11 protein-coding genes are annotated in these 14,441 nt (G+C 66.7%); all 11 read left to right on the top strand.

What is annotated here, in order from left to right; translation table 11 throughout:
- Nucleotides 1–10: 10 nt before the first annotated feature.
- The 11 genes from ACWEOI_RS11000 (at nucleotide 11) to rpoB (ending at nucleotide 14,351) form a co-directional block, all read left to right on the top strand.
- Nucleotides 11–805 (top strand): ABC transporter permease, encoded by a 795-nt coding sequence (locus tag ACWEOI_RS11000; RefSeq protein WP_433668696.1) that lies wholly within the window; start codon nucleotides 11–13, stop codon nucleotides 803–805.
- A gap of 80 nt (nucleotides 806–885) precedes the next feature.
- Nucleotides 886–1,674, top strand: a complete 789-nt coding sequence (locus tag ACWEOI_RS10995; RefSeq protein WP_379095702.1) for an ABC transporter permease — start codon at nucleotides 886–888, stop codon at nucleotides 1,672–1,674.
- Entirely contained in the window at nucleotides 1,671–3,005 is a 1,335-nt protein-coding gene (locus tag ACWEOI_RS10990) for an MCE family protein (protein ID WP_433668694.1), read from the top strand. The genes ACWEOI_RS10995 and ACWEOI_RS10990 overlap by 4 nt, the downstream gene beginning before the upstream one ends.
- A gap of 8 nt (nucleotides 3,006–3,013) precedes the next feature.
- Nucleotides 3,014–4,090 (top strand): MCE family protein, encoded by a 1,077-nt coding sequence (locus ACWEOI_RS10985; RefSeq protein WP_357091365.1) that lies wholly within the window; start codon nucleotides 3,014–3,016, stop codon nucleotides 4,088–4,090.
- Nucleotides 4,090–5,097, top strand: coding sequence for an MCE family protein (locus ACWEOI_RS10980; protein WP_452359496.1), 1,008 nt, complete (start codon nucleotides 4,090–4,092; stop codon nucleotides 5,095–5,097). The genes ACWEOI_RS10985 and ACWEOI_RS10980 overlap by 1 nt, the downstream gene beginning before the upstream one ends.
- 3 nt (nucleotides 5,098–5,100) lie before the next feature.
- On the top strand, nucleotides 5,101–6,360 hold the full coding sequence (locus ACWEOI_RS10975; protein ID WP_452359495.1) for an MCE family protein: 1,260 nt from the start codon (nucleotides 5,101–5,103) through the stop codon (nucleotides 6,358–6,360).
- Entirely contained in the window at nucleotides 6,357–7,583 is a 1,227-nt protein-coding gene (locus ACWEOI_RS10970; RefSeq protein ID WP_433668690.1) for an MCE family protein, read from the top strand. Before ACWEOI_RS10975 ends, ACWEOI_RS10970 begins: the two co-directional genes overlap by 4 nt.
- Nucleotides 7,580–8,824, top strand: a complete 1,245-nt coding sequence (locus tag ACWEOI_RS10965; RefSeq protein WP_433668689.1) for an MCE family protein — start codon at nucleotides 7,580–7,582, stop codon at nucleotides 8,822–8,824. The genes ACWEOI_RS10970 and ACWEOI_RS10965 overlap by 4 nt, the downstream gene beginning before the upstream one ends.
- Before the next feature lie 29 nt (nucleotides 8,825–8,853).
- Nucleotides 8,854–9,528: a hypothetical protein gene (locus ACWEOI_RS10960; RefSeq protein WP_357091097.1), complete on the top strand. Its 675-nt coding sequence runs from the start codon at nucleotides 8,854–8,856 to the stop codon at nucleotides 9,526–9,528.
- A 12-nt stretch (nucleotides 9,529–9,540) separates the two neighbouring features.
- Nucleotides 9,541–10,284, top strand: coding sequence for a hypothetical protein (locus ACWEOI_RS10955; RefSeq protein WP_433668685.1), 744 nt, complete (start codon nucleotides 9,541–9,543; stop codon nucleotides 10,282–10,284).
- A 578-nt stretch (nucleotides 10,285–10,862) separates the two neighbouring features.
- Nucleotides 10,863–14,351: a DNA-directed RNA polymerase subunit beta gene (gene rpoB / locus ACWEOI_RS10950; protein WP_357281766.1), complete on the top strand. Its 3,489-nt coding sequence runs from the start codon at nucleotides 10,863–10,865 to the stop codon at nucleotides 14,349–14,351.
- Nucleotides 14,352–14,441 lie beyond the last annotated feature (90 nt).

The following is a 14,441-nucleotide window of genomic DNA, read 5'->3' as shown; positions in this document are numbered from 1 at the left end:
CATACGGCCCGTGAACCCCTCCTCGACGCGACTGCGCACCTCGGTCGAGTCGGGACTTGCCCAGGCCGGCAATGTTTTCGGACTCTTTCTCGACGTGCTCCGGAAGACGTTCCGCCGGCCTTTCCAGTGGCGGGAGTTCATCGAGCAATCGTGGTTCATCGCGAGTGTCTCGATCCTCCCCGCCGCCCTGGTGGCAATCCCGTTCGGCGCCGTGGTGGCCCTGCAGACCGGCTCGCTCATCAAGCAGCTGGGGGCGGAGAACTTCACCGGTGCGACCAGTGTGCTGGCCACGGTCCAGCAGGCCGCACCGGTGGTCACCGCATTGATCATCGCCGGAGCCGCCGGCTCCGCCGTGGCCGCCGATCTCGGCTCGCGCACCATTCGCGAGGAGATCGACGCCATGGAAGTCCTCGGCATCGATCCCATTCAGCGCCTGGTGGTTCCACGCGTGCTTGGCATGATGCTGGTCGCCTTCCTGCTCAACGGCCTGGTCTCGGTCGTCGGCATCTGCGGCGGCTACTTCTTCAACGTGGGGCTGCAGGGCGGCACCCCGGGCGCGTACCTGGCGTCCTTCTCCGCCCTCGCGCAAATCCCCGACCTGGTGATCGGTGAGATCAAGGCACTGATCTTCGGTGTGGTGGCGGGCGTCATCGCCGCCTACAAGGGCTTACATCCCAAGGGCGGACCCAAGGGCGTGGGCGACGCGGTGAACCAGTCGGTGGTCATCACGTTCCTCGTGCTCTTCTTCCTGAACCTCATCCTCACCCTGATCTATCTTCAGGTCGTACCCGCAAAGGGCGCGTGACAATGGTCGTTTCGCAGCGCTCCACCGTTTTCTCCCGGTCGGCGCGCCGGGTCAAGCCCGCGCTCATGGCTCCGGTCAACATGGTCGACAAGGCCGGCGACCAGATGTCGTTCTACTCGCGGGCGATCGGCGCCATCCCGCGAACCATCGTGCACTTCCGCAAGGAGGTCACCCGGCTGCTGGCCGAGGTGACCTTCGGGTCGGGCGCGCTGGCGGTCATCGGCGGCACCATCGGCGTCATCGTGTTCATGTCGGCCTCGGTCGGCGTCGTGGTGGGCCTGCAGGGCTTCAAGGCGCTCGACGCGCTGGGCTCGGGCGTGCTCACCGGCTTCCTCACCGGGTACATCAACACCCGTGAACTCGCGCCCCTGGTTGCGGCACTGGCACTTTCGGCGACGGTCGGCTGTGGTTTCACCGCCCAGCTGGGCGCCATGCGGATCTCCGAGGAGATCGACGCGCTCGAGGTGATGGCGGTGCCGTCGGTGCCGTTCCTGGTGACCACGCGCGCCATCGCGGGCTTCCTCGCGGTGATCCCGCTGTACGTGGTCGGCCTGCTGGGCACCTACCTGGCCTCGCGGTTGATCAGCATCTACTTCAACGGGCAGTCGAGCGGCTCCTACGACCACTACTTCGCGTTGTTCCTGCCACCCGAGGACGTGCTCTATTCGTTCGTGAAGGTGCTGGTCTTCGCGTTCGTGATCATCCTCGTGCACTGCTACTACGGCTACAACGCCACCGGCGGTCCCGCGGGCGTCGGCGTAGCCGTGGGCCGCGCGGTGCGCGCCGCGATCGTGCTGATCAACGTGCTGGACTTCTTCCTGTCCCTGGCGATCTGGGGCACGACCACGACGGTGCGGGTGGCCGGATGAGCAACCCGGAGCGCGGGCAGACGCTCAAGAAGCGGACCCTGGGCGTGCTGTTCTTCGCGCTCGTCGCGCTGTTCCTGTGGACCACCATCGCCATCTACAACAAGCAGTTCGTGGACACCGTGCGGGTCAACCTGATCACCGACACGGTCGGCAACGCGCTGACCCGCAACGCGGACGTGAAGGTCCGCGGCGTGACCGTCGGCGAGCTGCGCTCGAGCAGCTACGACGGCAAGAACGTGCACCTGGACCTGGCCATCGACCCGGCCAAGGCGGACAAGATCCCGTCCAACGTGACCGCGCGGCTGCTGCCCAAGACGCTGTTCGGTGAGCGCTACATCGACCTGGTGTGGCCGGACAGCCCGCAGGGCAAACTCACCGAGGGCCTCACCCTGCACCAGGACACCTCCGGCAACGCCGTCGAGGTGAGCCAGCTGCTGGACCACATCCTGCCGCTGCTGCAGGCGATTCCGCCGCAGTACCTGTCCTCCACGCTGGGCGCGCTGTCCAACGCGCTGCAGGGTCAGGGCGAGGAGCTGGGCAAGACCATCGACCGGCTCGACGACATCGTCACACAGGTGAACGGCGTGATGCCGACCCTGCAGGACGATCTGAAGAGCCTGGCCGACGTGGCCACCACCTACTCCGACGCCGCGCCGCAGCTGGTGTCCGCGCTGGACAACCTGCGCACCACCAACGCGACCGTGGTGCAGAAGAAGTCGCAGATCGACACCCTGCTGGCGACGCTCACCCCGAGCGCCACCACCACCGCCGACTTCCTGCTGCTCAACCGCGACAACATCATCGACGTGGCCGCGGACTCGCGGCCCGCGCTGGTGGAGTTGGCCAGGTACTCGCCCAGCTACAGCTGCGCGCTGGCCGGTTTCGCCGAGCTCAAGCCCCGCATCGACCAGATCTTCGGCAAGGGCACCGACCTGCCGGGTTCGCGGGTGAGCGTCTCGATCGTGAATCCGCGCGGCCGCTACGTCCCCAACCAGGACGAGCCGCGGTGGTTCGATCAGCGTGGCCCGCTCTGCGTTCCGATGTACCCGCCCTTCACCGATCCGGGTCAGTACACCAACGGTTCCGCCAATGACGGCTCCTACCAGCCGCCGAGCCGGAACCCGGGTGACCAGAACATCGGCCGGATGCAGGCGCCGCAGTACAAGGTGTACGGGCCCCAGACGCCGACGACCGCGTACTCGCCGCAGGAGTCCCAGGCGCTGGGCACGATCTACGGTGCCGCCCACGGCGTTTCGCCCGAGGAGGTGCCCAGCTGGGTCACCAAGATCGCCGCGCCCGCCTTCCGCGGCAGTGAGGTGAGCGTCAAGTGAAGGATCTGTTGCGCGGTCTCGGGCCGACGCTGACCAAACTGATCGCCTTCATTCTCGTCACGGTCTTCCTGACGGGCGTGCTGGCGCTCACCATCGCCAACTACGGTGGCGGCGGCACCAAGTTCAATGCCCGCTTCACCGACGTGACCTCCCTGAACAAGGGTGACGAGGTCCGGGTCGCGGGTGTCCGCGTCGGCAAGGTGACCAATGTGGCCATCGTGGACAAGCGCCTGGCCAATGTGGAATTCGAACTGACCGACCGGGATTGGCTGCCCGCCTCGACCACGGCGACCATCAAGTACCGGAACCTGGTGGGCCAGCGCTACATCGCGCTGGAGCAGGGGACCGGGCAGCAGGGCCGCAAGCTGAACAAGGGCGCGACGATCCCGCTGGAGCGCACCAAGCCCGCGGTCAATCTGACCGAGCTGTTCAACGGCTTCCGCCCGCTGTTCCAGACCCTCACCCCCGAGGACGTCAACAAGCTGTCCTACGAGATCATCCAGGTCTTCCAGGGCGAGTCCGGCACCATCGCGGACCTGGTGGCCAACACCGCCTCGCTGACCAACAAGATCGCCGACAAGGACGCGGTGATCGGTGAGCTGATCAAGAACCTGAATCTGGTGCTGGACAGCATCAATTCGCGCGGCGACCAGCTCGACCAGTTGATCGTGAACACCGAGGCGCTGGTCTCCGGCCTGAACGCCGAGCGCGGCACCATCGGTTCCGCGGTCTCCTCGCTGGGCGGTCTGGCCCAGGCCACCGCCGACCTGCTGGTCCCGGTCCGGCCGAACCTGCAGGGCGCGATCGCCGGCCTGAACCAGCTGACCGGCACCCTCAACGACCGTAAGGACGAGGTCGACGAGGGCCTGACCAACCTGCCCATCAAGATGGAGAAGCTGGGCCGCGCCGCCTCCTACGGCTCCTGGTTCCAGTTCTATCTGTGCGGCATCGACATCGTCGCGGGGCCGGGCATCAAGGACGCGCCGCAGCTGAACTTCCCGCCCGCGCTCCAGAACATGCCGACGGTGAATCAGCCGATCTACACGAATCCGGCGCCGCGCTGCCACGGGAAGGGAGGCCGCTGATGGATGACCGCATTGTCATGGGCAAGCGCAGTCCGGCATTCATGGGCGGGCTGGGCCTGATCCTGGTGCTGCTGGTGACCTTGTCCGCGTTCAACCTGGACAAGCTGCCGCTGATCGGGGCCGGCACCAAGTACACCGCCGAGTTCTCCGAGGCCGCGGGCCTGAAGAAGGGCAACGAGGTCCGCATCGCCGGCGTGAAGGTCGGCGCGGTCTCCGATGTCCGCCTCGACGGCGACAAGGTGCTGGTGGACTTCCGCACCCAGGACGCCTGGATCGGCAACGAGACCAGCGCGTCCATCCAGATCAAGACGCTGCTGGGCCAGAAGTACCTGGCGCTCGACCCCAAGGGTGACCGCACCGCGAATCCGCGTGACCGGATTCCGTTGTCGCGCACCGTGTCTCCCTACGACGTGGTGGACGCCTTCAGCGATGCCGCCAAGAACATCGAGGAGACCAACACCGGGCAGCTCGCGCAGAGCTTCCAGGTGCTGTCGGACGCCTTCTCCGCGACCCCGCCGCAGCTGCGCGGGTCCATCGACGGCGTGGCCCGGCTCTCGGAGTCGCTGGCCAAGCGTGACGACCAGCTCAAGAAGCTGTTCGCCGCGACCCGGACCACCACCAAGGTGCTGGCCGACCGCAATCAGGAGTTCGAGCGGCTGCTCGCCAACGGCGGCCAGCTGATCGCGGAGCTCAATGTCCGCCAACAGGCCATCCACCAGTTGCTGACCGGTGCGAAAACCGTTGCGGCGGAACTGACCGCGCTGGTCAAGGACAACGAGGAGCAGATCGGCCCGGCGCTGACCAACCTCAACAAGACGATCGACCTGCTCAACGACCATCAGGCCGACCTGTCCAAGACCCTCACGCTGGCGGCGCCCTTCTACGGGCTGTACTCCAACGTGCTGGGCACCGGCCGCTGGTTCGACGCGGTCATCACGAACCTGATTCCGCCCGCGCTGCCCGATATTCCGGGCAACCGCGATCCGATTCGCAAGTTGGGAGGTTAACCCGTGGCGAAGAATCCGCTGACCGCGTTGAGCGGCACCAGCCGTAAGAGCAAGATCATCGCCGTGGTGGCCGCCCTGGCGGTCGTGCTCGCGGGTGTCGCGTGGTGGAGCTACGACCGGCTCGAAACCACCAAGATCACCGCGTATTTCGACAAGTCGATTGGCATCTACAAGGGCTCGGACGTCCGGGTCCTGGGCGTGCCGGTGGGCCGTGTGGACTCGGTGACCCCCAAGGGGGACGTGGTCGAGGTCGTCATGAAGGTCGACCGCAAGTACGACATCCCCGCCGACGCCAAGGCCGCCCAGATCACCCCCTCGGTGGTGTCGGACCGGTACATCCAGCTCGCGCCCGCCTACAAGGGCGGACCCAAGATGGGGCGCAACGCCACCATCCCGAAGGAGCGCACCGCGACCCCGGTCGAGGTGGACCGCCTCTACAAGAGCATCACCGAACTGTCCGAGGCGCTCGGCCCCAACGGCGCCAACAAGGACGGCGCGCTGAACCAGCTGGCCCGCACCGGCGCCGAGAACCTGGCCGGCAACGGCGACGCGCTGGGCAACAGCTTCACCCAGCTGTCCAAGGCCGCGCACGCGCTCTCCGATTCGCGCACCGACATCTTCGACACGGTCAAGAACCTGCAGACCTTCGTGCAGACCCTGGCCGACAACGACGCGCAGGTCCGGACCTTCAACACCCAGCTGGCCTCGCTGGCCGGGTTCCTGTCCGACGAGCGCCAGACCCTCGGCGACGCGCTGAGCCTGCTCTCGGTCGCGCTCGGCGACGTGGCCCGGTTCATCGACAACAACCGGGACCTGGTGCAGTCCAACGCGGACGCGCTGACCAAGCTCACCCAGACCCTCGCCGATCAGCGCGACGATCTGGCCAAGGCGCTGCCGCTCATCCCGACCGCGCTGAGCAACCTGATCAACGTGCACAACGGTGAGAGCGGCACGCTCGACATGCGCCCCAACTTCACCGATCTGCAGGATCCTTTCGGCGTCATCTGCAAGATGCTGGACCTGGGCAAGCTGCGTCCCGGCGACCCCAAGTTCGAGGCCATCTCGCGGCAGCTCGGCCCGATCCTGAACAACTGCAAGCTGATCACCGACCAGCTCACCGCGGGCGTGAAGACGCCGTCGCTGGTGCTGCCCTTCGGCATCCTCAGCGGCGAGAACGAACAGCGCAACGCGGTGCCCGGCTCGGTGCCCGGCAATCCGTCCGACCAGCTGCCGCCGTCGCAGCAGGAAGGTGGACAGCGATGAGCGCCAACCGGATCCGGCGCGCGGCGCTGGTCGCCACCTCGCTCGGCGCGGTGACGCTGGTGGCGGCGGGCTGTAGCGCGGACAGCATCCCGCTGCCCGGCGGCCCGGACATCGGCAAGCATCCGCTGCACCTCGACATCCGCTTCGCCGACGTGCTGGACCTGGTCCCGCAGTCCACGGTGAAGGTGGACGGCGTGGCCGTGGGCCGGGTCGACAAGATCCGCATCGCCCCCGACAACGCCTGGGAAGCCAGCGTGCAGGTGCTGGTCAACGATGACGTGAACCTGCCCGCCAATGCCCGCGCCGAGGTCAAGCAGACCAACCTGCTGGGCGAGAAGTACATCGAGCTGTCCGCGCCCGCCAAGGACGCCGACTCCGCGCGTCTGAAGGACGGGGCCCGCATCCCCGTCGAGAACACCCGCACCGCCACCGAGGTGGAGCAGGTGCTCGGCGCGCTGTCGCTGCTCCTCAACGGCGGCGGCGTGGCGCAGCTGCAGCCGATCATCGTGGAGCTCAACAAGACTCTGGACGGCCGCGAGGGCAAGGTCCGAGACCTGTTGAACCAGGCCAACACCCTGATCAAGGGCCTCGACGACCAGGTCGGCAATATCACCCGCGCACTGGACAGCCTGAACACGCTGAGCAGCCGGGTGAGCACCCAGACCACCCAGATCACCAAGATCCTCGACGAGCTGCCCGCCGGCATCAAGATCCTCAACGAGCAACGGCCGCAACTGATCCAGCTGCTGACCCAGCTGGACCGGGTCGGCCAGGCCGGGATCGACGTGCTGGACAAGTCCAAGGAGAACCTGATCACCGACCTGTCCTCGCTGCGGCCCACGCTGCAGGCGCTGGGCGCGTCGGCCGGTGACCTGGTGACGGCGTTCCCGCTCATCCCCACCTATCCGTTCCCGGACGAGGCCATCAAGTCGGCGTTCGGCGGCCAGGTCAACACCTGGCTCTCGGTGGACCTGCAGATCGGCGGCCTGCTGTCGAATCTCGGTGTGGGCAAGCCGGATCCGCAGTACCTGCCGCCCGCGGGCCGCCAGGTCAACGTGGATCCGACCAACCCGTACTACAACGGCAACGGGCCGCGCGGCGGCTGGCCGACCGTCTCGCTGCTGCCCCTGCCGGCCACCGTGGCGCGGCCCACCGGGCAGCCGGGACCGACCGATCCGCTCGGATCGATCCTCGAGCAGCTGGGAGTGGGTGGTCCGCGATGACTCGTCTGGTGCGTAATCAGCTGATCGCCTTCGCGATCATCGCCGTGCTCGGTGTCGTCTTCGTCGGCGCCAAGTACGTGCGGCTGGACAATATGCTCGGCTTCGGGCTGTACAAGGTGAAGGTGCAGGCCACCGAGACCGGCAACCTGTCCAAGGGCGCCGAGGTCACCTACCGCGGCGTCCCGGTCGGCCGGGTCGGCGACCTGGACATCACCCCGGACGGCGTGCTCATCACCCTGGAGATGAACTCCTCCAAGCCCAAGGTCCCCGCCAACGCCAAGGCCGTGGTCGCCGACCGCTCCGCCATCGGCGAGCAGTTCGTGGACCTGCTGCCCTCCAGCGACGGCGGGCCGTATCTGAAGGACGGCTCGGTCATCACCGGCGCGCAGCTGCCCATCCACGTGGAGGACCTGCTCACCAGCGTCGACACCTTCGCCGGCACCACCGACCTGAAGGCGTTGTCCACCACCATCACCGAACTCGGCAAGGCCTTCGACGGCAAGGGCGACGATCTCAAGATCCTGATCGACTCGCTCAACAAGTTCACCGCCACCGCGAGCGGCGACAACCTGCAGCAGACCCTGGCCCTGATCCGGTCCGCCCACACCGTGCTGGGCACCCAGGCCGAACAGTCCCCGGCGATCCTGCAGTTCAGCGACGGCCTGGACAAGCTCACCGCGCAGCTGAAGTCCAGCGACCCGGACATCCGCCGCCTCATCGGCACCGGCACCGACGCGGGCTCCTCGATCAACCGCCTGCTGCAGGAGAGCGGCCCGGCCCTCACCAAGGACCTCACCAACCTGCGGGTCCTGCTGCACGCCATCTCGCCGAAGTTCTACGCCCTCGGCCCGGTGCTGGCCATGCTGCCGCTGCTGCCGCTCGGCGGTTCCTCCACCGCGCCCGGTGACGGCACCACCCACTTCGGCCTGGTGCTCGAGACCAACAACCCGCCCGCCTGCACGCTGGGATACGAAGGCACGCAACGGATCCTGGACCAGATGAAGGCCCAGAACCCCAACTTCGACGACACCCGCGACGACTTCCCGCTCAATACCGCGGCCACCTGCGCGGTGCCGCAGGGCAGCGAGACCACCGTGCGTGGCGGGGCCCGTGCCGAACTGGCCGACCCCAATGTCGCGCAGCCGTGGGACGACAAGCCCAAGTACGACCCGGAGAAGCTCAACCTGAACCCGGTGGCCACCCAGCTGTCCACCCTCATGGGCATCACTCCCAAGCACTGACCGGCAAGAGAGGAAAGTATGGTGGCGGCGTGAGCCAGGACAAGGACAGCGAATCGGGGGCGAACCTCGAGAAGCCGGCGGTCGAGCCGGTTCCCGACACGACCCCGGACGCGTCCCAGGCCGACGCCGTCACCACCGAACCTCGCGACCCCCGGAAACTGGCCCGGATCGGCGCGGCCGGTCTGCTGGCCGTCTCGGTCGTCGCCGCCGGTGTGATCGGGTTCCTGTGGATCGGTGACAGCAAGGACGAGTCCCGGGCCGAGGCCCGCGACGCCGCCCTCACCGACGCCCGCCAGGCCGCGGTCAACCTCATGTCGATCAATCCCGACGATATCGACGGGTCGCTGGCGAACATCCGGTCATCGATGACGGGGGACCTGCTCAAGCAGCAGGAGGACGGGCAGGAACAGCTCAAGCAGACCGCCCAGGAGTCCAAGACCCGGATCGAGTCCGCGGTCGAGGGCATCACGCTCACCTCGCTCAACAGTGAACGCGACCACGCCTCGGCCTTCGCGGTCCTGAAGATCACCCGCAGCTGGCCCGGCGGCCAGCCCGCCTCGTTCCGCCAGCTGTGGACCCTCGATCTGGTCAAGCAGGGCAGCACCTGGAAGGCCGAGAAGGCGCAGAACCTGGGCGAACCGGTGCCGCTGGGCTCCGGACAGCCCGCCCAGCAGCCGACCACGGCGCCCAAGCCGGGCAACTAGGAGGGAGTGACCATGGCCAACCGGAAACGACCCGTCAATCGCGTCACCCCGCGCCGCCCGGCCGCTCAGCGCGGCACCGCGTCGCGGACCACCGCCGCGGATGTGAACGCCCGGTCCACCACCGAGCGTTCCGACAGCACCGCCTCGCGCGCCACCCCGCGCGGTCGGGTCCGGGCCGGTATCCGCGGCCGGGGCCCGGCCAAAGACCGTGCCTCGCAACAGTATTCCAAGCTGACCGGGCAGGGCGGGTTTTGGCCCAACTGGGGCATCGCGACCGTCTGTGCGGCGCTGTCGGCCCTGCTGCTGGCCTTCGCGATCGTCGGTGCGGTGAATCACTGGGTGAGCAAGCCCAACTCCGGCTCCGGCAATCTCGCCTATGTCGACAACGCGGCCACCGACGAGGTCAAGGCCGCCGCCGACCACGCCCTGACCACGCTCTACGGCTACAAGGCCGCCGAGATCGACAAGTGGAAGGGTTCGGTCAACTCGGTCCTCACCGAGAAGATGCAGAAGGACTTCGCGAAGTTCGTCGACACCACGGTCGACACCATCAAGCAGACCCAGACCGACACCACGGTCAAGACCGACCCGATCGGCGTGACGCTGCTCACCGGCGACCGGGCCGAGCTGCTGGTGAATCTGAACATCTCCGCCGTGAAGGACGGCAAGCCCGAACCCCTCGCGTCGGGCCCGATCGTGCTGCGCATGCAGAAGACCGACGGCCACTGGCTGGCCTCGGAGATCACCGACAAGTAGGCCGCGGAGATCCCCGGCGGGAGTCGGGGATCACCGGTAAGTCGGTCGTCACATCGCCTGCTCGCCGCCGTCTTTCCGGCATTGCGCGACGTCGGAGGGTGATCTTGCTCTGCGACAGGCGATCTCGCGTTTTGTCAACTCGGCCCGCCACTTGACGACTTTCGTCCTAGCCGTCACGCTATTCACAACAGCGGCGGCTGTCACAGGAGACAACTCGCCGGCGTGGGCACTGTGAACGCAGCCAGCGGACTCTGAGACCCGGCCGGACACCTTGTGAAGACCGCCACTCGGCTGTGGCGGTATCGGCGATCTGAACGCCGGGAATATCGACACGGACACACCGGGGCGAAGTTGACGCCCGCGGATCGCCACGGGTGGTACTTTGACACCCCCGTAGGTTTGGGTGTAGTTTTGGACGTTGCGCTGGCTGCCTCCTGTCCATACCTCGATCGCATCACGAAAGTTTCGCCTTCCGGTGTTACTTCCGCTGTCTGCTGTTCGGGTTTCGTTCGGGTCGTAACCAGCGGAATTCGTAGCAGACAAGCGACGGTCGCGGACCACCACGCGACGCGCGTTAGGTGCTGGAAGGACGCATCTTGGCAGTCTCCACCCAGACCAAGGCCGGTATCCCCGGAGCCCCGAAGCGGGTGTCTTTCGCGAAGATTCGTGAACCCCTGGAGGTTCCCGGACTTCTCGATCTACAAACCGAATCGTTCGCCTGGCTGGTCGGTTCAGCAGACTGGCGTGAGCGTGCCACCGCGCGCGGCGACGTCACCAACCCCACCGGGGGCCTCGAGGAGGTGCTCGAGGAGCTGTCTCCGATCGAGGACTTCTCCGGCTCCATGTCGCTGTCCTTCTCCGACCCGCGCTTCGAAGAGGTCAAGGCCTCCATCGAGGAGTGCAAGGACAAGGACATGACCTATGCGGCTCCGCTGTTCGTGACCGCGGAGTTCATCAACAACAACACCGGTGAGATCAAGTCTCAGACGGTCTTCATGGGTGACTTCCCGATGATGACCGACAAGGGCACGTTCATCATCAACGGCACCGAGCGCGTCGTCGTGTCGCAGCTCGTCCGTTCGCCGGGTGTGTACTTCGACTCGTCCATCGACAAGTCCACCGAGAAGACGCTGCACTCCGTGCGCGTCATCCCCTCGCGCGGCGCGTGGCTGGAGTTCGACGTCGACAAGCGCGACACCGTCGGTGTCCGCATCGACCGCAAGCGTCGTCAGCCGGTCACCGTGTTGCTCAAGGCGCTGGGTCTGACCACCGAGGAGATCACCGAGCGCTTCGGTTTCTCCGAGATCATGATGTCCACCCTCGAGAAGGACTCCACCCCGGGTCAGGACGAGGCGCTGCTCGACATCTACCGCAAGCTGCGTCCGGGCGAGCCGCCGACCAAGGAGTCCGCGCAGACCCTGCTGGAGAACCTGTTCTTCAAGGAGAAGCGCTACGACCTGGCGCGCGTCGGTCGCTACAAGATCAACAAGAAGCTGGGCCTGAACCTGGACCAGCCGGTCACCGGCTCGACGCTGACCAAGGAAGACATCGTCGCGACGATCGAGTACCTGGTCCGCCTGCACCAGGGCGATCGCCTCATGACCGCCCCCGGCGGCTCCGAGGTCCCGGTCGACGTCGACGACATCGACCACTTCGGCAACCGTCGTCTGCGGACGGTTGGCGAGCTGATCCAGAACCAGATCCGCGTGGGTCTCTCGCGTATGGAGCGTGTCGTGCGTGAGCGCATGACCACCCAGGACGTCGAGGCCATCACCCCGCAGACCCTGATCAACATCCGTCCCGTCGTGGCGGCGATCAAGGAGTTCTTCGGCACCTCGCAGCTGTCGCAGTTCATGGACCAGAACAACCCACTCTCGGGTCTGACCCACAAGCGTCGTCTGTCGGCGCTGGGCCCGGGTGGTCTGTCCCGTGAGCGCGCCGGCCTGGAAGTCCGTGACGTCCACCCGTCGCACTACGGCCGCATGTGCCCGATCGAGACCCCGGAAGGCCCGAACATCGGCCTGATCGGTTCGCTCTCGGTCTACGCGCGGGTCAACCCGTTCGGTTTCATCGAGACCCCGTACCGCAAGGTCGTCGACGGCCGCGTCACCGATGAGGTCAAGTACCTCACCGCCGACGAAGAGGACCGCCACATCCGCGCCCAGGCGAACTCGCCGGTCGACGCGGACGGCCGCTTCCTCGAGGACCGCGTGCTCGCCCGCCACGGCAACGAGGAAATGGAATACGTCGACGCCAGTGCGGTCGACTACATGGACGTCTCGCCGCGCCAGATGGTGTCGGTCGCGACCGCCATGATCCCGTTCCTCGAGCACGACGACGCCAACCGTGCCCTCATGGGCGCGAACATGCAGCGTCAGGCCGTGCCGCTGATCCGTTCCGAGTCGCCGCTGGTCGGCACCGGTATGGAGCTGCGCGCCGCGGTCGATGCCGGTGACGTGGTCGTGAACCAGAAGGCCGGCGTGGTGGAAGAGGTCTCGGCCGACTTCATCACCGTCATGCACGACGACGGCACCCGTCGTTCGTACCGCCTGCGTAAGTTCGAGCGCTCCAACCAGGGCACCTGCGCGAACCAGCGTCCGATCGTGGACGAGGGCACCCGTGTGGAGGCCGGGCACGTGCTCGCCGACGGTCCGTGCACCGAGAACGGTGAGATGGCCCTGGGCAAGAACCTGCTCGTGGCGATCATGCCGTGGGAAGGCCACAACTACGAGGACGCGATCATCCTGTCGCAGCGCCTCGTGGAGGACGACGTGCTCACCTCGATCCACATCGAGGAGCACGAGATCGACGCTCGCGACACCAAGCTCGGCGCCGAGGAGATCACCCGGGACATCCCGAACGTCTCCGACGAGGTCCTGGCGGACCTGGACGAGCGTGGCATCGTGCGCATCGGCGCGGAGGTCCGTGACGGCGACATCCTGGTCGGCAAGGTCACCCCGAAGGGTGAGACCGAGCTGACCCCCGAGGAGCGCCTGCTGCGCGCCATCTTCGGTGAGAAGGCCCGCGAGGTCCGCGACACCTCCCTGAAGGTGCCCCACGGTGAGTCCGGCAAGGTCATCGGCGTGCGCGTGTTCTCGCGTGACGACGACGACGATCTGCCCCCGGGCGTCAACGAGCTGGTCCGCGTCTACGTCGCGCAGAAGCGCAAGATCCAGGACGGCGACAAGCTCGCCGGTCGCCACGGCAACAAGGGCGTCATCGGCAAGATCCTCCCGCAGGAGGACATGCCGTTCCTGCCCGACGGCACCCCGGTCGACATCATCCTGAACACCCACGGTGTGCCGCGTCGTATGAACATCGGTCAGGTGCTGGAAACCCACCTGGGTTACATCGCCAAGACCGGTTGGCAGGTCGAGGGTTCTCCCGATTGGGCGAAGAACCTGCCGGCCGAGATGATCGGTCAGCCCGCCGACACGAACATCGCCACCCCGGTGTTCGACGGTGCGCGCGAGGAGGAGCTGACCGGCCTGCTCGGTTCGACTCTGCCGAACCGCGACGGCGAGAAGATGATCAACGACGACGGCAAGGCGATCCTGCTGGACGGCCGCTCCGGTGAGCCGTTCCCGTACCCGGTGTCCGTCGGCTACATGTACATCCTGAAGCTGCACCACCTGGTCGACGACAAGATCCACGCGCGTTCGACCGGTCCGTACTCGATGATCACGCAGCAGCCGCTGGGTGGTAAGGCGCAGTTCGGTGGTCAGCGCTTCGGTGAAATGGAATGTTGGGCCATGCAGGCGTACGGCGCGGCCTACACCCTGCAGGAACTCCTCACCATCAAGTCGGACGACGTGGTCGGCCGCGTGAAGGTGTACGAGGCCATCGTCAAGGGCGAGAACATTCCGGAGCCGGGTATCCCGGAGTCGTTCAAGGTTCTGCTCAAGGAACTCCAGTCGCTGTGCCTCAACGTGGAGGTGCTGTCCTCGGACGGCGCCGCCATCGAGATGCGTGACGGTGACGACGAGGACCTGGAGCGCGCCGCGGCGAACCTGGGTATCAACCTGTCCCGCAACGAGGCTGCGACGGTCGACGACCTGGCGCAGTGAGCGATCGGTCCGGGAAGGCCGATCGGATTCGAGAAGCCTTCCCGGGCAACGGATTTAGCGAACTTTTGCTCATACTCAACCCGAACAGGG

The sequence above is a fragment of the Nocardia sp. NPDC004340 genome (assembly GCF_053602575.1).
Note: the sequence above shows the minus strand (reverse complement) of the source record. Positions and strands in the feature narration are given on the sequence as shown.